Genomic DNA, 18,800 nt, shown 5'->3' with positions numbered 1-18,800 from the left:
ATATCATATTAACGCGGTGAATTAATAAAGAATAAAGATAAAATAAAAGCTGTCGAAGGTTTTTCGACAGCCTGAAAACCACCTAATTGGTGGTTTTTTTAGTACGCTTTATTAAGAAATAGATGGCGATCAGGACAATCGCAGCAATAATAATTGGCATAACATACGGCTCGGCATATTCTTTAATATGAGACCAGTTTTTCCCCAATACCGTTCCTAAGTAAAGGAAGAGAATCGTCCAAGGAACGATAGCAGCCACGGTATAGGTCGTAAAGCGGACTGGCGACATTTTAGCAATGCCGGCAGGAATGGAAATCGCGTGGCGGACCACGGGAATAAATCGGGCAGAAAAAATAACGCCGGCGCCATATTTTTGGAACCATTGCTCCGCTACATCAATATGTTTCATTTTGATGAACACATATTTTCCGTACTTCTCTAAAAATGGTCTGCCTCCATAGTAACCAGCCCAATACAAGAATAATTGGGCAATTGTACCGCCGATGGTCCCGGCGAGTATAGCTCCAAAGAAATTAATATGCCCTAATGAAATCATGTAACCGCCATAGCCTAAAACAATTTCGCTGGGGATGATTTCAATCATTAGACCGAGAGCAATTCCTAAATAGCCTAACTGTGCTAAGAACTCCAAGATTGAATAAATAAAATCGCTCATGCTACACCTTCACTTATGTAATGATTCGTTTTCCTTAGTTTATAATAGTTTAACAGATAAAGAAATATAAATGGTACTTAGCCCAAAAATGGACATTTTGGACTTGCTAATTTGAGTTAACGGAATTCTCTGATGAAAATAAATAATTCCGATGATGATAATGCATGCTGTAAACAAGCCCCATCGCAAACATATTCCCCATAAGCGAGCTGCCGCCATAACTGATAAATGGGAGCGGTATGCCGGTGATGGGCAAAACCTGAATCGTCATTCCTATGTTTTGAAATACATGAAAGGTGATCATGCTAATGATTCCCGTACACACATAGGAGTTAAATAAATCATTCGTATCCAAAGCAGTTTTAATTAAATGATAAATCAGCAAAAAGTAGAGGCCGATCACAGCACTCCCGCCGACGAAGCCATACTCTTCGCCAATTACACTGAAAATAAAGTCCGTATGGGCTTCGGGAATATATACCTCGCCGTTGGCAAAACCCTTCCCTGAAATCAACCCAGATCCAATGGCCATGAGCGATTTCATCAAGTGATAGCTTGAGTTCGTTGCGTGGCCTTGCGGATCCAGCCATGCGTAAATCCGGTTAAACTGATAGGTTTCAACCCCTATATATTTTTCTAAAATTTCCGGTTTCGTTAATACCAGAAAAAAGATAAAACCGGCCAAAGAGATTCCAATGCCATAAGTAGGCAGGATGATTTTCCATGAAATGCCGGAAACGAGAATGATTCCTGTAAATATGGAGATGATCACTAACCCTGTTCCGAGGTCCGGCTGAAGCATAATCAAACCAAACGGAACGATCGTCACAACTCCTAATTTTAAAAATAACAGAAGATCGGTTTGGAAGGACTTTTCCAGGTTTTTCCCATGATGGGAAACGATAACCCGGCTTAGTGCTAAAATCAAAAAAACTTTCACGAATTCTGACGGCTGAATGGAACCGAGACCCTCGATGACGAACCAGCTCTTAGCCCCGTTGCGTTCAGGAGCAATGGAGTCTGGTGCTAGGTATAAGGCAATAAGCAAGAAAAGCCCAAAACCATAAAAGACCCATGAGAGCTTCCTGTACTGGCAGCTGTCAAATAATAAGGAAACGAGAATAATAATCGTGCCAACCGCATACCAAAACACCTGCATAACAAGGAAGTTCTGGCCGTATTGGTCGGTGCCCTGGGCACTGTAGATTGCTGCACAGCTGATTAAGAAAAAAAGAAATAAAAGCAATGTCAGCGTCCAATCGAAGCGATCCGCTTTTTTCATCCGTTCATTCATCTGTCCCACATCCATCTTTTCAGCGTCTTCCAAGATTATGACCAGCCATTTTGGGAAAAAATGTCCTATTATTACTAAACGATTTTGCCCCCGGAAAGGTTTCAAAAATTTTAAAAGAAACCTCTTTTCCGCTACACTAAGTGGCTCAAGAACATGCTCGCAATCCCAAAGTAGATGAATAAGGAAAAAATGTCATTTAATGTGGTGATTAATGGTCCGGATGCGACCGCTGGGTCTACGTTGAGCTGGTACAGAAGCAGCGGGATGACGGTGCCGGCAAGGGTTCCGATAATCAAGGTGAAGAATAAGGAAATGCCCACCACCAATCCTAGTGTCCAATTTCCCTGCCAGAGAAAGGCAATGATCGAAATTAACACCGCACAGGTAATGCCAATCGTCATACCAACCCCAAACTCCCTTAAGATCAACCGGAGAGCAACTTTAGCATTCATATCATTGGAAATGAGTCCGCGAACCACAACGGCGAGAGACTGAGTGCCTGTGTTGCCCGTCATCCCGGAAATCATCGGCATAAAGAAAGTCAAGGCTACTACTTTATTCAAGGTATCTTCGTAGCCGCTAATAATTTGTCCGGAAACAAGTCCAATAAATAACAACAGAATTAGCCACGGCAGCCGCCTTGCCGCCGCCGTCAGGGTTTTGGTATCAAAATCAATCGCTTTTCCGGAAGCGGATAATTTTTCAATATCTTCATTGGCCTCTCTAATGACGACATCGATGACATCATCAACGGTAATAATGCCCACCAGACAATCCTGTTCGTCCACGACTGGAACGGCTATAAAGTCATAGCGTTCTACCGTTTTTGCGGCCTCCTCTTGGTCTGTTGTGACTTTGACTGAAATAACCCGTTCGTACATGACGCTGCTAATATGTTCATCTGGTTCTGCTAATAACAGATCACGGTAGGAGACAACGCCGACCAGCTTGCGATCTTCATCGATGACATAAAGATATTGAAGGGATTCGGCATAATCGGCAAAGCTTTTCAGCTTCTCCACGGCTTCCTTTACCGTATAGTAGCTGCGAATCCAAACAAAACGGTTGGTCATGATTCTCCCAGCTGTTTCCGGAGGATATTTCATGATGTCCTTTACGGCATTGGACTCCTCTGTTTTCATTTCTGCAAGCAGGGATTCTATCTCTGTTGGAGACAATTCGTGAAGCAGCAGGGCCAAATCGTCATTATCCATTAAATCCAGGACCTTAGTTGATTTTTCGGCACCAAGCCGATTCAATACATCAATTTGTTCCGATTTTTCAAGCTCCTGCATGAGATCAGCCAAGACATCGAAATGTAAAAATAGCAGGAACCGGCTTTTGTGCTTTTCTGGAAGGCTGATATAGATTTTTGCCACATCATAAGGCTGGAGTTCTTCAAGAATTTTTTCAAAATCAGACTGTTTGTTTTCCTTGAGGGATTTAATAATAGATAAACTAATCTCATCTTCGGTCATATTTTTTATCATTCACTCCACACTCCTTCCACATGGTGCGGCCATTTTTAAAAATGGGGACAGACAAATATTCTTCTTCATAAGTGTTATAAATTAGTATGTGTTATAAAGTGTATAATGTTCCTCTGTATCTTTTTTATGAGTGATATTTGCAGTCATCTTTTCGATGCTTATTTGTAAAAGAATTGAAATAAACTATTAGCTATTTTTTGATAAAATGAGTTAGTATGGACGAAGGTGTCAAAGGTTTTGGAAAAAACTTTTTAATATAGTGGTTGAACGGAGGGTTTGGTTTGGTGAAGAAGCATCATCAAGACATACGTGATTTAATCTATGTCCATTTAAATCAAACAGACCAGTATGTGTTATCTTATGGCATTGAATTTGAAGAGTTTGCTGCGGCTTTTTCAGGTACATTAAATCATTTGCTTTTATTAAAGCACCGTTTTGATGATGCTGATTTTAATATGCATACGCTTCTTGAATACTGCCCGGAGGATCGGATTGCCCAATTGGCGGAGGAAGATGTTTATGGCTATGGGAATTTCTGCTGGATTGATTTTAGCGAAGAAGATGTTTTAAATGAACTTACGGGCCAGGAAATGGCGGAATTGCTGTATCTGGGACATCATAAACAGCATTTAAAATTGCCCTTTTATAATAAGCTGGGCAACCGGTTTGTGTATTTGGCTACCGATGATGGCTGGTTTAATAAAACGTACTATCGAAGCTTTAAGGATTTCTTCACTCTGCTAAGCGAAGTGATCTCTTCAAAGCTAAGTGAATTGAAGCCGGAAAAATCGGTCCTTGGACTGCGGAAGAAGCGGGCTTATCCGCCGGTGAATAAGGAAATCTTGCTTTCTTTGACGCCGTTTATCAAGGAAGGGATTTGTTTTTCATTTCGGGCTGCCGATGTGCAGCGTACCCGCATCGAAATTCCCATCTGGGTTATGGGCGACTATGCGGATATGGATGATATGTATGCAGCCTATCAGGACATTTCCCTTGAGCCCTGTCATGCCAAACTCATTTTTGATAAAAAAACAAAAGAGTGGAAGCTGAATGTTTTCTAATCAAATCTCTCCGTGCAGGAGAGATTTATTTTTGAATAAGAAAAGCCCAATTGCCCTGGCTGAAGGCGTTCTTAGATAATATTTTCTATGATAAATCCGGCATAGTTGTTTTCGAACAAGATGTCTGTTACATAAAATAGAAAAAACAATCTATCTCATTTCCTTTCTGCTTTTGTAAAGTGGTAAAATAAACATGATTGAGTATATGGAGGTTAACCATGAAAACAAAACTAGGTTTATTATACGGAGGAAAATCCGCTGAGCATAAAGTCTCGTTACAAACAGCATTAGCTGTTATTAAGGCACTGGATCTTGAAAAGTTTGATATCCATCCGATTTATATAAACGAAGCAGGGCAATGGATTAAAGGGCCTCAGTTAATGGAGCCGGCTGAAACGGTCAAACAACTGGAGTTTGCTGCAGGGAACGAAACAGCACCTGCCGTTTTAGCTCCTAACGTTTTCCAAAAGGATCAACAGGATGACGCTGCCTTTGATGTCATTTTTCCGCTCCTGCATGGGCCTAACGGGGAAGATGGAACGGTTCAAGGTTTATTAGAATTATTGAATCTCCCCTATGTGGGCAATGGAGTTTTGGCTTCAGCTGCCGGCATGGATAAAGTCATCATGAAAAATATTTTTGCCCAGGCAGGCCTGGCGCAAGTTGACTATGTAGCATTTATCAAAAGTGAGTGGGAAAAAGAAAAAGAGGCCGCTTATGCCAAGGTGGAAGAAGAACTCGGCTATCCTTGCTTTGTTAAGCCGGCTAATCTTGGCTCCAGTGTAGGCATCAGCAAATGCCGCGATCGTCAAGAATTAGAAACAGCCTTTGCAGAAGCCTTCCAATTCGACCGTAAAATCATTATTGAAGAAGGCGTCGTTGCCCGTGAAATTGAGGTAGGCGTTTTGGGAAATGATGAACCTAAATGCTCTGTTGCTGGGGAAATTGTTCCAAAAAAGGATTTTTATGACTATAAGGCGAAATATGAAGATGGAGAAACTGCGCTCATCATACCTGCTGATCTAACAGAAGAAGAATACCAGCAAATCAAGGACATGGCGATTCGCGCTTTTAAGGCATTGGATTGCTCAGGGCTGGTTCGTGCGGATTTCTTCTTAACGAAGGACGGAAGAGCGTTAATTAACGAGGTAAATACGATGCCAGGTTTTACGCCGTTTAGTATGTTCCCGCTATTGTGGAAACACACTGGTGTAGAATACCCGCAGCTAATCGAGCGTCTGGTTCAATTGGCAAAAGAGAGGCATGCTGAAAAACAGCAAATCAAGTATACATTTTAACAAAAGCGGTACGTTCTTCGCTTAAGGCAAAACCAATTCTATTCTCGCCTGGGCTGGCAAAAAAGGAACGAATTGGCCGGTATTTTGGCCGTGTCCGTTTTCTGTATCATGCTTAACGGAAGGCAAAGCTCCGCTGCCCCAAAGAATCGCAAAAAATAAGTTAAGGAGGAAAACATGATAAAACGATCATTAAAAGTGGTAGCAGAAACCGTTTCTGCAAGAAACGATATGACCCCGTTTGCGGGCGTCAATATCGAGGGAGTTACGATAGATTCCCGAAAAATAGCGGCAGGAAACTTGTTTGTTCCGTTAATTGGAGAGCATGTGGACGGTCATAAATACGTAGTGGAGTCCATCAAAAAAGGTGCTGCAGCCGCACTTTGGCAAAAAGATGTCCCAAATCCGCCGCAGGATTTGCCCATTCTTATCGTTGATGACTGCCTTAAGGCCCTGCAGGAGCTTGCCCGCCAATATCGAAAAGAATTGCCAATCCGCGTTGTCGGGATTACAGGAAGCAATGGAAAAACGACTGCGAAGGACATGACGGCAGCATTGTTGTCCTTAAAATATAAGGTTCAAAAAACCGAAGGCAATTTTAATAATCATATTGGCCTTCCATTAACCGTGTTAAGTCTTAAAGAAGATACCGAGGTAGCTGTTTTGGAAATGGGCATGAGCGGAAGAGGAGAAATTGAATTTCTCACCAAATTAGCCTGTCCGGATGCCGTTGTCATTACGAATATCGGTGAATCCCATCTTCTAGATCTTGGTTCCAGAGAGGCAATTGCTGAAGCGAAGCTGGAAATTCTCCAAGGTTTAAAAGATGGCGGTCTGGCGGTCCTTCACGGTGATGAACCATTATTAATGGAGCGGATTCATCAGTTTAAAAGGAATGTTGAGGTCCAAACGTTTGGCCGAAATGAAACAAATGACTTATATCCAACTGAAATTACCCAGCTGCAGCAGGGAAGCCAGTTTAAAATCAATGCCTCCGACATAGAGTTTGAGCTGCCGGTTTTAGGGACGCACAATATTATGAATGCACTCGCTTCTATGTTGATTGCCCGATATTTCTCCATTCCATATGAAGAATTGAATAGGGGGCTTAAGGGGATCAAGCTCACCAATATGCGGATGGAGCTCGTTGAAGGGCGCCATGGTGAAAAAATTATCAACGATGCGTACAATGCCAGTCCGACTTCTGTCATGGCGGCCATAGAATTAGTCGCTAACCTGCAGGGGTATGACCGAAGAATCCTCGTGCTTGGGGACATGCTTGAACTAGGTCCGCAAGAGGAACAATACCATCTGCAAGTGGGAGAAAACCTGCATCCTGATAAAATCGATTTGGTGTTTACTTACGGAACGCTCGGCAAGCAGATTGCCAAAGGTGCAGCGAAGCGATTAGGGGAGCAAAGGGTGTTTGCCTTCACCGACAAACAAAGCTTGATTAAAGAGCTAGAGCCGCACCTAAGCGATAACACACTTGTTTTGGTTAAGGCATCCCGCGGGATGAAGCTTGAGGAAATTGTAAAGGCGTTGCAAAAATAACAGGTGGCTGCGACCATGATTGGCTGTTTATGCCTTCACGGCTTTACCGGTGCCCCGTATGAAGTGGAACCGCTTGTTACCTATTTGCAGGAACGGACAGATTGGGTGTTCCGCGTTCCGACCCTGCCGGGGCACGGAGAAACCCTGTCTTTAAAAGGAATCCGTTATCAACAGTGGATGGATTCAGCAGAAGAGGAGCTAAAAGGCCTGATGGAAATATGTGATAAGGTGTATGTCATCGGTTTTTCAATGGGCGGAATGATTGCCAGTTTTCTTGCTGCCAGCTATCAGGTGGACAAGCTGGTCTTGTTAAGTGCGGCAGCTTATTATATCCATCCACGCCAGCTTGCAGAGGATGTTAGAAAAATCATGAAGGACCTGATTGGCGGCCAATTAGCGGAAAATAAATTATTTTTCCGCTATAGGAAAAAAGTCATAGAAACACCGATGAGTGCGGTTTTTGAATTTCGTAAGCTGGTTTCTTCCGTCAAGCCGCTGTTGCCAATCATTTCCTCCCCAGTGTTTATTGCACAAGGGGAATCGGATGGAATTGTGCCGCCGAAAAGTGCGGAGTATCTCTACCGGACAATTGGTTCGAACAAGAAAGAACTCAGCTTTATCAGAAATTCGAAACATCATATTTGTTATTGTGACGAAAAAGAGGTGCTATTTTCACGGGTTTTTAAATTCTTGCAGAAAGATTAAAAACAGGGAATCAAGGCAGGATAAAATTGCAATCTGGTTATGTTAATGTTAATATTATTACCAATGTGTCTAAAGATTGATGGATTAAGGGCATACTCCTTTGGAGAATGTCTTTTTTTTGGTAAAATAAAGATATCAATTTTAATCTTATCGGAGAATAGATTCGACGCTAATTAATAAAAATATTTTTATAATAGATGAAGGAGAATGAATACATTGACGAAGTTTGAAGATTTAGGTATAGGCCAGGCGACGCTAAAGGCTGTCCTGAAAATGGGTTTTGAAGAAGCAACACCTATTCAGGCGGAAACCATACCGTTAAGCATGGAAAATAAAGACGTCATTGGGCAGGCTCAAACAGGAACAGGGAAAACCGCTGCTTTTGGAATTCCATTGGTGGAAAAAGTGGATACAAAATCAGAATCCATTCAAGGAATTATTATTGCCCCTACCCGTGAGCTGGCAATCCAAGTGTCAGAAGAGCTTTATAAAATTGGAGCAGGAAAAAGAGTTAGGGTGCTGCCAATTTATGGCGGACAGGACATTGGCCGTCAAATTCGGTCATTAAAGAAGGCTCCGCATATCATTGTAGGAACACCAGGACGAGTTCTTGACCATATCAACCGCAAGACACTCCGTCTGGATCATGTTAATACGGTCATTCTAGACGAAGCGGATGAAATGCTTAACATGGGCTTCATTGAAGACATTGAAGCTATCTTAGCGGAAACTCCTGAAGAGCGGCAGACTTTGCTATTCTCAGCAACGATGCCTGGCCCGATTCAGCGCATTGCAGAAAAGTTCATGAAGAATCCGACCGTTGTCCGTGTTAAAGCAAAAGAAATGACGGTTCCTTTGATCGAGCAATACTACATTGAGGTTCAGGAACGGAACAAATTTGATGTTTTAACAAGACTTCTCGATATTCAAGCGCCAGAATTGGCGATCGTATTCGGCAGAACTAAGCGCCGGGTTGATGAATTATCAGAAGCATTGAATTTACGCGGCTATACAGCAGAAGGCATCCATGGTGATTTAAGTCAGGCCAAGCGTCTTTCTGTACTGCGCAAGTTTAAAGAAGGAAATATTGATGTCTTGGTTGCAACAGACGTTGCAGCAAGGGGTCTTGATATTTCTGGCGTTACGCATGTATACAACTTTGATATTCCACAGGATCCAGAAAGCTATGTCCACCGGATTGGCCGTACTGGCCGTGCCGGAAAACAAGGTGTAGCCTTGACGTTTATTACCCCAAGGGAAAAACCGTATTTGGGTATTGTTGAGAAAACAACGAAACGCAAAATGGAGCGGATGAAGCCGCCAACCCTTGATGAGGCTCTGGAAGGACAACAGCGCGCTGTAGTCGATAAGATCCTGCAAACGATCGAATCCAACAATCTGCAATATTACAAAGCAGCAGCGGATGAACTGTTGGAAGCGAATGACGCTTCAACTGTGGTTGCTGCGGTATTAAAGATGCTGACAAAAGAGCCGGATACGACTCCTGTCAAATTGACTGAAGAGGCTCCGCTTCCGCAGAAGAGAGAAAGAAAGCCGTATGACCGAGGCGACCGCCGCCGCAGAGATGATTCCCGTGGCGGATATAATTCTGACCGACGTAAAAAGGCGCCAGTAAAATCCTCTCGGACCGGAGACAAAAGAACGGGTGGAAAATCCTCCAAACCTAGAAGTTTTAATCATTAATCGATAAACGAAGAGCATGGATCAATAGCGTATCCATGCTCTTTTTTATGAGGCAATTTTAAAATTCGCAAATAAACTAGGCAGATTCGCAAATAAAAATAAGAGGAATCTTGCTGGCTTTTAAAATCGGGCGATCATCCCAATAATAGCGGCTAGGATAATGAACCCCCAGATGAAGATTTTAACAGGCGGGAGAGGTTTTCGCCCTTTTGCCCAGCTGGATACACCTTTTACCGTACTTGTTAAATCCATTTTTTTATAATAAGGAACTGCCCCCAGCAAAAAACCGCCAAGCAGACCAAAGATATGGGCAGTAATATTAATATTTGGCTCCAGAAATGTCATAATCAAGCTAATGGCGCAAAGGGTCAGGATAATTTGTGAGTTTTGCTTAGAAAGCAGATGCTTGCGGAATAGGATCATCGCCAAATAAAAACCGAACAATCCAAAAATCGCGCCGCTGGAACCTACATGCGTATATGTTAACGGTTCGAGTAACAAGGTGGCGGCGTTGGCGATGAATCCAGAAACAAGATAAACTAATAAAAAGCGGCCGCCGCCCAGCAGCCGCTCCAAGGGCGGCCCAAACAAGATAAGGGAAAAACTATTAAACAGCATATGAGAAAAACCACTATGCATAAAAATCGGCGTAATCAGTCTCCAAAATTCACCTTCCATAATGTAAAGATTTACGCCAGAAAGGTTTTCAAAGAACCAATAGTTTGGAAATACTGGTAAAATGGTGAATAGGTACAGGACAACATGAATAGCGGCAATCATCGAGACGACGGGGTAAAAGCGTATAAATTCACGAAAGCTTTCTGTTCTGGTAAACATCATAAAACCTCCTCTCAACATCATCATAGACTGTATTTCATTCTTGTACACTATTATGCGGACAAATTTTTATATAGAAGGAAGATTCGTTGTGATCAAAGGGATTGGTACCGATATTATTGAAATCTCCAGAATTAAACGTTTGCTGCAAAAACAGCCGAAATTTGCAGATCGGGTGCTTACCCCTAATGAGAAACAAAAATTTGCTGGGCTGACACCCAATCGGCAGGCTGAATTTTTAGCAGGAAGATTTGCCGCAAAAGAGGCTTATTCAAAAGCGGCGGGAACCGGTATAGGAAAAGAACTGTCATTTTTAGATATCGAAATTGTCAATGACTCGTACGGAAAGCCGTTTTTTGTGAAACCTGAGGGTCTCACTCACCTATCTATCTCGCACAGCCGGGATTATGCCGTAGCCCATGTGATTATCGAGAGGGAAGATTTTTAGACAGCTTGGCTTTTCTCTTATCATAAACCCTAAGGTTGTCTCATATATTCATAGGGAAAAAGGAGAGACAAGGTCAGCTATGGTCATATAAACCCTGATCCCTGCCTTTCTCTTCTCAAAACTTAAATGAAATGAGACAAGAAGGGGTTGAAGGAATGAGGAAAAAGTTCGTATGGATCATAACAGGGCTGATGGTCATCTTTGTACTGGCTGCCTGCGGCTCTAAATCACAAGAAGATGTGGTGAAGGAGTTAGAGGGAAAACTCGATGATTTAACAAGCTATAAAGCAAATGCCAAAATGACCTTAAAAATGGGATCGGACTCACAGGTATATGAAGTGGAAATCTGGCACAAGGATCCAACTTTTTATCGGGTCAATTTGAAAAATGCCGAAAAAGACCAGAGCCAGATGATTCTAAGGAACAATGAAGGGGTCTTTGTCTTGACGCCTGCTCTCAATAAGAGCTTCCGGTTCCAAAGCGATTGGCCGCAAAATAGCAGCCAAGCTTATTTGTACGAATCGTTAATCAAAGATATCGCGTCCGATAAAGAGGCCAAATTCTCCAGCACAAAGGATTATTATATTTTTGAGACCAAAACCCGCTATCAAAATAATAGTATGCTTCCCATCCAGGAGATTAAACTGAACAAAAAAGATTTATCCCCGGCCGTGGTGAAAGTGATGGACACAGACCGTAACGCGCTAGTGACCGTTGAGTTCTCCGATGTAAAATTTAATGCGAGCCTGGACAACAACGATTTTGATATGAAAAAGAATATGACTCGTGCCCAGCTTGGCCTGCCTGCCATGGCGAATAGTGGGGACCCGGCGTTCACCGTGAAATATCCAACAGCAGAAATCGAAGGAACGAAGCTGATTGGAGAAAAAGAAGTCAAGATTGAAGATGGCAAGCGAGTCGTTCTCACATATGATGGCAAGAAATCATTTACGCTTGTGCAGGAGAAGGTAAACGCCAAAGCGGCATCCACCAGTCCGACTTACGTAGAGGGAGACCTTGTGGATCTTGGCATTACGATCGGGGCCATCTCGGATCATTCTCTCACGTGGTCACAGGATGGGGTCGATTACATGATTGCCTCTAAAGATTTAACGAAAGAGGAAATGGTTGAAGTCGCTAAATCCGTCCAAGAGGAAGCCGTAAAATAACAGCCATCCAACAGGTCCCTTTCATAGGGCCTGTTTTTTTCTGCCAATTAGGTTGTAAAAAGCATCCTGATTGTGAATATGGTAAAATAAAAGCCGTCAGTTACTTTTTTCTATAGGAAGTGGAATCATGGAAAACGAAGGGTATTTCTTTCGGGATACATGGGCAGAAATTGATTTAGATTGTATCTCGGAGAATATCATGTCGATAAAAAACAGGCTGCCAAATGATGTGGATATTTTTGCGGTGGTCAAGGCCAATGCCTATGGCCACGGAGATGTGCAAGTAGCGAACACAGCATTGGAGGCTGGAGCCGGGTATTTGGCGGTTGCCTTTTTGGATGAGGCGATTGCCCTAAGACAGAAAGGAATAACCGCTCCCATTTTAATACTTGGCGCCTCAAGGCCGATGGATGCAAAGATAGCAGCGAAAATGAATATTACCTTATCGGTATTTCAAATAGATTGGCTGCAGGAAGCCAAGAGCCTCTTAAGCTCACAGGACAGGCTTAAAGTTCATATCAAAGCCGATACAGGCATGGGACGGATTGGGGTCCGCGACAAGGCGGAATTGCACGATGTTGAACAATTGATTGAGAAGGATGAGCGGTTTGAATTTGAGGGCATCTTCACTCATTTTGCAACTGCCGACGAATTGGATACAGCCTATTTCAATCAGCAATTCTCTAAATTTGAGGAGATGGTCAGCTCCTTAGCCAGGCGGCCAAGATATATCCATTCCAGCAACAGTGCCGCGGCCATCAGGTTTCCTAAGGCTTATTTTAATGCGGTGCGGCTTGGGATTGCCATGTACGGATTAACGCCATCGCCTGAAATGGAAACAGAAATCCCCTTCCCGTTACAGGAGGCGTTCTCACTTCGAACACGGCTTGTCCATGTAAAGCAGCTTCATAAGGGGGATAAGGTCAGTTACGGGGCCACCTATGAAAGTAAGGGGAATGAGTGGATTGGCACGATCCCAATCGGCTATGCGGACGGCTGGATCCGAAAACTTCAGGGCCAGGAAGTGCTGGTTAACGGCAAGCGCTCAGAGATTGTCGGAAGAATTTGTATGGACCAATGCATGGTTCGTCTTGAGGAGGAAGTTCCAATTGGTTCGGAGGTAACGTTAATCGGCAAACAAGGCGATCAGAGGATTTCCGTGAATGAAATTGCCGCAAAGCTCGACACGATTAATTATGAGGTGGTTTGCATGATTGCCAGCCGCATTCCAAGGCTCTATAAAAGAGGCGGAAAAATTGTCGAGATAAAAAATTATCTTTTATAAATGTGGAAAGACCTAAACTGTAAATTTTCAACATATTTATGATATTGCGGTGGATTTGGTGCATAAAAGGATGTTTTGTTGGCTTATAATACAATAGGAATGATAATTAGTGTAGAAAATGGGCTTGATTGGTGTTATTATTAAAAATGGTATAGATAAAAAATTGGTGTGTAGTGATGGTGGAGGTGTATGTTTGTGTCTGAACCCAGCGCAACTACGGAAATTTTAGTGAAATTACCGCAACATCTTGTAACAGAATTAGATGGATTCGTTAAACAAGAGAATGTCAACCGAAGTGAATTTATCTACCAAGCAACCAAAATGTATTTACGCGAACGAAAAAAGAGACAGATTCGCGAGTCCATGAGACGTGGATACATGGAAATGGCGAAGATCAATTTAAGGATTGCATCAGAATCATTTCAAGCGGAGTATGAGGCAGAGCATACTGTGGAACGTCTTGTAAGCGGAGGATAATCCTTTGATTGTCAAGCGTGGTGACGTCTATTTTGCGGACCTATCCCCAGTTGTTGGTTCTGAACAAGGCGGTGTCCGGCCAGTACTTGTCATCCAAAACGACATCGGGAATCGGTTTAGTCCCACAGTGATCATTGCAGCGATTACAGCGCAAATTCAAAAAGCAAAGCTCCCTACTCATGTTGAAATTGATGCGAAGCGCTACGGGTTTGAACGGGATTCAGTCATTCTGTTAGAGCAGATTCGTACAATTGATAAACAGCGATTAACCGATAAGATCACCCATCTCGATGACGAAATGATGGAGAGAGTGGATGAAGCCTTGCAAGTGAGTTTAGGTCTCATCGAATTTTAAATAAACACGCTCTTGGCAAAGAGCGTGTTTTCATACATATCTGCCCATATGACCAAAAGGCAAGCTCCTGTCAGCTTGCTTTTATTTTTTTTAATAAAAAATTTGGATGAAAGCCCGCGTGAGACGGCCAGAAGAGAAATCGGTCATTCATCAAGCGAATGAAGGCCCAAAAGCGGCAGGATAAAAGGAAAATAGTCATTCATTAGTCGGACAAAGCAGAAACCGGCAATCCTTATTACTAAAAATAGAGCTATTGCATCAATGAAAACTTCTAAGATAGTTTGATACAATAAGGGAAAAGTATAGGAGGAATATTGTGATAGAAACATTAGTGAAAGATGACCAATTATTAAGCAAAATTGCAGCTGAACTATCAGTGACATATAAACAAGTTAAAAACGTGATTGGGTTACTAAACGATGGAAATACCGTTCCATTTATTGCCCGATACCGCAAGGAAATGACCGGCGCGCTTGATGAAGTGCAAATTCGCGATATCCAGGAGCGATGGCAATATATCCAAAACCTTGAACAAAGAAAAGAAGAAGTGCTTCGGATTATTGAAGAGCAAGGCAAACTAACCGAGGAACTCAAGTACAGCATCACAAAAGCGGAAAAGCTCCAAGAAGTCGAGGATCTCTACCGTCCTTATAAACAAAAACGCCGGACAAAAGCAACTGTTGCAAAAGAAAAAGGCCTGGAACCCTATGCCGAATGGCTGCTTGCGTTTTCCGCCGAAAAACCTGCAGAGAAGGCAAAGGAATTTTTATCAGAAGAAAAAGAAGTATTTACCATTGAAGATGTCATTGCAGGCGGAAAAGACATTATCGCCGAAATGGTTTCCGATGATGCTGAAGGCCGCAAATGGATCCGCCAGCAAACATTCAAAACAGGTGCTGTTGTATCCGTCGTAAAAGAAGCGGAAAAAGACGAGAAAAACGTCTATGAAATGTATTATGAATACGAAGAACCCGTCAGCAAAATTGTTCCCCATCGGATTTTAGCGTTAAACCGCGGGGAAAAGGAAGACATCTTGCGGGTATCCGTAAAGGTAAATGCGGATACGGCGGTTAACTATCTAGCAAAAAAATGGATTGCCAAGGATCAATCCCCTGCGGCTCCGATCGTATCGGAAGCAATTGAAGACGGCTATAAAAGATTAATCCAGCCCTCGATTGAACGAGAAATTCGCAATGAACTGACCGAAAAAGCAGAGGAGCAGGCGATACATATTTTCTCAGAAAACCTGCGAAATTTGCTGTTGCAGCCTCCATTAAAAGGCAAAGTGGTTATCGGTGTCGATCCGGCTTATCGGACAGGCTGCAAGCTGGCCGTCGTGGATGAAACAGGAAAGGTTTTAAAAATTGATGTCATTTATCCGCATCCTCCTGTGTCCAAAACTAAACAAGCAAGAGAGAAGTTTATCCATATTCTCCGTGAGTATAAAGTAGAAATGGCGGCAATCGGAAACGGAACAGCGTCACGGGAAACAGAACAGTTTGTGGCAGACATATTAAAAGAAATGGATGAAGAAATATATTATTTAATTGTCAATGAGGCAGGTGCCAGCGTATACTCTGCTTCTGACTTGGCAAGGGAAGAATTCCCGAACCTGCACGTTGAAGAGAGAAGTGCGGTATCCATCGCCCGCCGCTTGCAGGACCCACTGGCTGAACTCGTAAAAATAGACCCTAAATCAGTAGGCGTTGGCCAATATCAGCATGATGTCTCGCAAAAGCGGCTTTCTGAATCGCTCCACTTCGTTGTCGAAACAGCGGTTAACCAGGTCGGCGTGAACGTAAACACCGCTTCGTCATCCCTCTTGCAGTATGTTGCCGGTCTCACCAAGACAGCGGCGAACAATATTGTCAAAATGCGGGAAGAGGAAGGGAAATTCACTAGTCGGTCGCAGTTAAAGAAAGTCCCTAGACTTGGGGCGAAAACCTATGAACAGGCGATTGGATTCCTGCGGGTGTTGGATGGAAAACAGCCGCTCGACCGTACAGCGATTCATCCGGAAAACTATGAGGAAGTCAAAAAATTATTATCAAACCTTGGTTTCACAGCAAAAGATTTGGGGACGGAAGACTTAAAAGCTGCCTTGAATGCTCTTAATTTAAAAGCAGTTTCTGCTGAATTGTCCATTGGCGAATTGACCTTAAAGGATATAGTGGATGCCTTGGTAAGGCCGGAGCGTGACCCCCGTGATGAACTGCCGCGTCCGCTTTTAAAGAAGGATGTCTTAAAGCTGGAAGACTTGAAGGCGGGAATGGAATTGCAGGGCACGGTCCGGAATGTCGTTGATTTTGGGGCTTTTGTAGATATCGGCGTAAAACAGGATGGTTTGGTCCATATTTCGAAATTGAGCAAAAGATTCGTCAAACATCCATTAGACGTTGTGTCGGTCGGGGATGTCGTAACCGTTTGGGTGGACTCTGTAGATATGAAAAAAGGCCGGGTAGCCTTAACCATGCTGCCGCCGACTGAGTAAATAGAAAACACTGCTGCCTAGATTGGTCCAGCTGCAGCGCCTGATCAAGGCGCTTCGGCTTTTCTATGAGCAGTGTTTTTTTCTGTAAAAAAACCAGCATTGGTTCAGCATTTTTATTTGATAGAGATTTTTCTCGTAAAAGGCTCTTTTCATTTGGTTTTGAAACCATGTTGGCATAACGAAACCTCCCCATAAGGATATGAATCGTAAGGGTATAAACAATATATGCTATAATAGGTTGTCACGTTCGCCTAGAAAGCGGGGAAGGGAAATATGGAGAATAATGAACTGCAGCGGCTGGTCGAGAGGATATCGATCGACCTATTTGGCAAGCCCTTTAAGCATAAAGCTATTTTTAATTCCAGATTAAAGACTACAGGGGGAAGATATCTCCTAGGCAGCCATCATATCGAAATTAATAGAAAATACTTAGAACAGCTGGGGAAGGACGAATTAATCGGCATCATCAAACATGAATTATGCCATTATCATCTTCATCTTGAAGGGAGGGGCTATCAGCATCGGGATGCAGATTTTAAAGCTTTATTAAAAAAAGTGGAGGCTCCCAGGTATTGTAACCAGCTTCCTGAGCAAAAGCGCAAACGAAGGGCTTCAAAAATCCTATTATATAAATGTGAAAGTTGTAACCTCGCTTATAAAAGAAAAAGGAAGATGGATACAAGCCGGTTTGTTTGCGGGAAATGCCGAGGCAAATTAGTGATGGTAAAAGAATATTTTGTGTAACGACTTACAATTATTTACTTAAAAAATCGTGTTGACTTTCCTAACGGAGGTTATTATAATGTAAAGAGTCGACAAGGTGGTGGCCTTGCTGATTCATTTTATTCCGCAGTAGCTCAGTGGTAGAGCTATCGGCTGTTAACCGATCGGTCGTAGGTTCGAATCCTACCTGCGGAGCCATTATGGGGAAGTACTCAAGAGGCTGAAGAGGCGCCCCTGCTAAGGGTGTAGGTCGCGTGAGCGGCGCGAGGGTTCAAATCCCTCCTTCTCCGCCATATCAAATTCAATTGTAAGGCCCCTTGGTCAAGCGGTTAAGACACCGCCCTTTCACGGCGGTAACACGGGTTCGAATCCCGTAGGGGTCATCAGGGATGGGGAATGAATTTTTTCATTTCCTGTTTCTTCTCTTGTAAAACTTTATTGGGCTATAGCCAAGCGGTAAGGCAACGGACTTTGACTCCGTCATTCGTAGGTTCGAATCCTGCTAGCCCAGCCATTTTTATATGCGGGTGTGGCGGAATTGGCAGACGCACCAGACTTAGGATCTGGCGCCTTACGGCGTGGGGGTTCGACTCCTTTCACCCGCACCAAAAATTACCTGTTGAAACAATCAAGGAAATTTGATATGATTGTATCTGTTGCTAATTAATGCGGTCGTGGCGGAATCGGCAGACGCGCTAGGTTGAGGGCCTAGTGGTGGCAACACCGTGGAGGTTCAAGTCCTCTCGGCCGCACCAAAAAAAGTTATTGACAAACCGATTTGCGGATGATATGATATTAAAGCTGGTTTTTGATGAATGCGCCCGTAGCTCAATTGGATAGAGCGTCTGACTACGGATCAGAAGGTTATGGGTTCGACTCCTTTCGGGCGCGCCATATCGGGAAATAGCTCAGCTTGGTAGAGCACTTGGTTTGGGACCAAGGGGTCGCAGGTTCGAATCCTGTTTTCCCGACCATGCAACAATTTTATATGCGGGTGTAGTTTAGTGGTAAAACCACAGCCTTCCAAGCTGTTGTTGTGGGTTCGATTCCCATCACCCGCTCCACTATTATTATGATTATTGCTCTTTGAAAACTAAACAAACAAATACGTCAACAAAAAAATATTCATTTCTTATGAAATGAAGCCAACGTTTTAAACTTTATGAGCTATATCAACTTTCTTGGAGAGTTTGATCCTGGCTCAGGACGAACGCTGGCGGCGTGCCTAATACATGC

At 43.1% G+C, this 18,800-nt stretch carries 17 protein-coding genes and 9 tRNA genes; 21 read left to right on the top strand and 5 right to left on the bottom strand.

Annotation, left to right across the window (positions count from 1 at the left end):
- Window positions 1-82 precede the first annotated feature (82 nt).
- The 3 genes from uptA to mgtE all read right to left on the bottom strand — a co-directional run bounded on the left by uptA (window position 83) and on the right by mgtE (window position 3,460).
- A complete protein-coding gene (gene uptA / locus NFS43_RS23215; RefSeq protein ID WP_251555312.1) occupies window positions 83-676 on the bottom strand; it encodes an undecaprenyl phosphate transporter UptA in 594 nt (197 codons plus the stop codon).
- A gap of 106 nt (window positions 677-782) precedes the next feature.
- Complete coding sequence (locus NFS43_RS23210; protein WP_251555315.1) at window positions 783-1,970, bottom strand: FtsW/RodA/SpoVE family cell cycle protein; 1,188 nt, start codon at window positions 1,968-1,970, stop codon at window positions 783-785.
- 131 nt (window positions 1,971-2,101) lie between these two features.
- Window positions 2,102-3,460, bottom strand: coding sequence for a magnesium transporter (gene mgtE, locus NFS43_RS23205; protein ID WP_251555311.1), 1,359 nt, complete (start codon window positions 3,458-3,460; stop codon window positions 2,102-2,104).
- A 284-nt stretch (window positions 3,461-3,744) separates the two neighbouring features.
- Here mgtE and NFS43_RS23200 point away from each other — a divergent pair, with 284 nt between their 5' ends.
- From NFS43_RS23200 to cshA, 5 genes are all read left to right on the top strand, one after another.
- Window positions 3,745-4,521 (top strand): hypothetical protein, encoded by a 777-nt coding sequence (locus tag NFS43_RS23200; RefSeq protein WP_251555314.1) that lies wholly within the window; start codon window positions 3,745-3,747, stop codon window positions 4,519-4,521.
- Window positions 4,522-4,739: 218 nt separating this feature from the next.
- Entirely contained in the window at window positions 4,740-5,819 is a 1,080-nt protein-coding gene (locus tag NFS43_RS23195) for a D-alanine--D-alanine ligase (protein WP_251555310.1), read from the top strand.
- A 174-nt stretch (window positions 5,820-5,993) separates the two neighbouring features.
- On the top strand, window positions 5,994-7,370 hold the full coding sequence (locus NFS43_RS23190; RefSeq protein WP_251555309.1) for a UDP-N-acetylmuramoyl-tripeptide--D-alanyl-D-alanine ligase: 1,377 nt from the start codon (window positions 5,994-5,996) through the stop codon (window positions 7,368-7,370).
- A gap of 15 nt (window positions 7,371-7,385) precedes the next feature.
- On the top strand, window positions 7,386-8,075 hold the full coding sequence (locus tag NFS43_RS23185; RefSeq protein ID WP_251555313.1) for an alpha/beta hydrolase: 690 nt from the start codon (window positions 7,386-7,388) through the stop codon (window positions 8,073-8,075).
- A 216-nt stretch (window positions 8,076-8,291) separates the two neighbouring features.
- Entirely contained in the window at window positions 8,292-9,779 is a 1,488-nt protein-coding gene (gene cshA / locus NFS43_RS23180) for a degradosome RNA helicase CshA (RefSeq protein ID WP_478354355.1), read from the top strand.
- Between the two features lie 120 nt (window positions 9,780-9,899).
- On the opposite strand, the gene NFS43_RS23175 is transcribed toward cshA, so the two are convergent.
- Window positions 9,900-10,616, bottom strand: a complete 717-nt coding sequence (locus NFS43_RS23175; RefSeq protein WP_251555307.1) for a rhomboid family intramembrane serine protease — start codon at window positions 10,614-10,616, stop codon at window positions 9,900-9,902.
- 91 nt (window positions 10,617-10,707) lie between these two features.
- Between NFS43_RS23175 and acpS the strand changes: the two genes are divergently transcribed.
- The 6 genes from acpS (at window position 10,708) to NFS43_RS23145 (ending at window position 16,841) form a co-directional block, all read left to right on the top strand.
- Window positions 10,708-11,064: a holo-ACP synthase gene (gene acpS, locus NFS43_RS23170; RefSeq protein WP_251555306.1), complete on the top strand. Its 357-nt coding sequence runs from the start codon at window positions 10,708-10,710 to the stop codon at window positions 11,062-11,064.
- A 155-nt stretch (window positions 11,065-11,219) separates the two neighbouring features.
- Window positions 11,220-12,233 carry a LolA family protein gene (locus NFS43_RS23165; RefSeq protein ID WP_251555304.1) on the top strand — a complete coding sequence of 338 codons (1,014 nt, stop codon included), beginning with the start codon at window positions 11,220-11,222 and terminating at the stop codon, window positions 12,231-12,233.
- 127 nt (window positions 12,234-12,360) lie between these two features.
- Window positions 12,361-13,518 carry an alanine racemase gene (gene alr, locus NFS43_RS23160; protein WP_251555302.1) on the top strand — a complete coding sequence of 386 codons (1,158 nt, stop codon included), beginning with the start codon at window positions 12,361-12,363 and terminating at the stop codon, window positions 13,516-13,518.
- A gap of 195 nt (window positions 13,519-13,713) precedes the next feature.
- Window positions 13,714-13,995 carry a CopG family ribbon-helix-helix protein gene (locus NFS43_RS23155; protein ID WP_042454585.1) on the top strand — a complete coding sequence of 94 codons (282 nt, stop codon included), beginning with the start codon at window positions 13,714-13,716 and terminating at the stop codon, window positions 13,993-13,995.
- Window positions 13,996-13,999: 4 nt separating this feature from the next.
- A complete protein-coding gene (locus NFS43_RS23150) occupies window positions 14,000-14,350 on the top strand; it encodes a type II toxin-antitoxin system PemK/MazF family toxin (RefSeq protein WP_042454575.1) in 351 nt (116 codons plus the stop codon).
- A gap of 316 nt (window positions 14,351-14,666) precedes the next feature.
- Window positions 14,667-16,841, top strand: coding sequence for a Tex family protein (locus NFS43_RS23145; protein ID WP_251555301.1), 2,175 nt, complete (start codon window positions 14,667-14,669; stop codon window positions 16,839-16,841).
- Between the two features lie 63 nt (window positions 16,842-16,904).
- On the opposite strand, the gene cmpA is transcribed toward NFS43_RS23145, so the two are convergent.
- Window positions 16,905-17,018, bottom strand: coding sequence for a cortex morphogenetic protein CmpA (gene cmpA / locus NFS43_RS23140; RefSeq protein ID WP_154663445.1), 114 nt, complete (start codon window positions 17,016-17,018; stop codon window positions 16,905-16,907).
- A gap of 96 nt (window positions 17,019-17,114) precedes the next feature.
- Here cmpA and NFS43_RS23135 point away from each other — a divergent pair, with 96 nt between their 5' ends.
- The 10 genes from NFS43_RS23135 to NFS43_RS23090 all read left to right on the top strand — a co-directional run bounded on the left by NFS43_RS23135 (window position 17,115) and on the right by NFS43_RS23090 (window position 18,628).
- Window positions 17,115-17,585: a SprT family protein gene (locus tag NFS43_RS23135; protein ID WP_251555300.1), complete on the top strand. Its 471-nt coding sequence runs from the start codon at window positions 17,115-17,117 to the stop codon at window positions 17,583-17,585.
- Between the two features lie 102 nt (window positions 17,586-17,687).
- A tRNA-Asn gene (locus tag NFS43_RS23130) sits at window positions 17,688-17,762 on the top strand.
- A 4-nt stretch (window positions 17,763-17,766) separates the two neighbouring features.
- Window positions 17,767-17,857 (top strand) — tRNA-Ser (locus tag NFS43_RS23125).
- An 18-nt stretch (window positions 17,858-17,875) separates the two neighbouring features.
- Window positions 17,876-17,947: transfer RNA gene (locus NFS43_RS23120), tRNA-Glu, on the top strand.
- A gap of 56 nt (window positions 17,948-18,003) precedes the next feature.
- Window positions 18,004-18,078: transfer RNA gene (locus tag NFS43_RS23115), tRNA-Gln, on the top strand.
- Between the two features lie 9 nt (window positions 18,079-18,087).
- Window positions 18,088-18,172, top strand: a tRNA-Leu gene (locus NFS43_RS23110).
- A 60-nt stretch (window positions 18,173-18,232) separates the two neighbouring features.
- Window positions 18,233-18,319: transfer RNA gene (locus NFS43_RS23105), tRNA-Leu, on the top strand.
- A gap of 62 nt (window positions 18,320-18,381) precedes the next feature.
- Window positions 18,382-18,458, top strand: a tRNA-Arg gene (locus NFS43_RS23100).
- A 3-nt stretch (window positions 18,459-18,461) separates the two neighbouring features.
- Window positions 18,462-18,538: transfer RNA gene (locus NFS43_RS23095), tRNA-Pro, on the top strand.
- A gap of 16 nt (window positions 18,539-18,554) precedes the next feature.
- A tRNA-Gly gene (locus NFS43_RS23090) sits at window positions 18,555-18,628 on the top strand.
- Window positions 18,629-18,800 lie beyond the last annotated feature (172 nt).

This window comes from Neobacillus muris (assembly GCF_943193175.1).
Taxonomy (GTDB): Bacteria; Bacillota; Bacilli; order Bacillales; family Cytobacillaceae; genus Neobacillus; species Neobacillus muris.
Note: the sequence above shows the minus strand (reverse complement) of the source record. Positions and strands in the feature narration are given on the sequence as shown.

Excerpts from the sequence above, each read along its gene's own strand:
- uptA (WP_251555312.1), bottom strand. The coding sequence starts at position 676 with ATGAGCGATTTTATTTATTCAATCTTGGAGTTCTTAGCACAGTTAGGC.
- NFS43_RS23210 (WP_251555315.1), bottom strand. The coding sequence starts at position 1,970 with ATGAATGAACGGATGAAAAAAGCGGATCGCTTCGATTGGACGCTGACA.
- mgtE (WP_251555311.1), bottom strand. The coding sequence starts at position 3,460 with ATGATAAAAAATATGACCGAAGATGAGATTAGTTTATCTATTATTAAA.
- NFS43_RS23195 (WP_251555310.1), top strand. The coding sequence starts at position 4,740 with ATGAAAACAAAACTAGGTTTATTATACGGAGGAAAATCCGCTGAGCAT.
- NFS43_RS23190 (WP_251555309.1), top strand. The coding sequence starts at position 5,994 with ATGATAAAACGATCATTAAAAGTGGTAGCAGAAACCGTTTCTGCAAGA.
- NFS43_RS23185 (WP_251555313.1), top strand. The coding sequence starts at position 7,386 with ATGATTGGCTGTTTATGCCTTCACGGCTTTACCGGTGCCCCGTATGAA.
- NFS43_RS23175 (WP_251555307.1), bottom strand. The coding sequence starts at position 10,616 with ATGTTTACCAGAACAGAAAGCTTTCGTGAATTTATACGCTTTTACCCC.
- NFS43_RS23165 (WP_251555304.1), top strand. The coding sequence starts at position 11,220 with ATGAGGAAAAAGTTCGTATGGATCATAACAGGGCTGATGGTCATCTTT.
- alr (WP_251555302.1), top strand. The coding sequence starts at position 12,361 with ATGGAAAACGAAGGGTATTTCTTTCGGGATACATGGGCAGAAATTGAT.
- cmpA (WP_154663445.1), bottom strand. The coding sequence starts at position 17,018 with ATGCCAACATGGTTTCAAAACCAAATGAAAAGAGCCTTTTACGAGAAA.
- NFS43_RS23135 (WP_251555300.1), top strand. The coding sequence starts at position 17,115 with ATGGAGAATAATGAACTGCAGCGGCTGGTCGAGAGGATATCGATCGAC.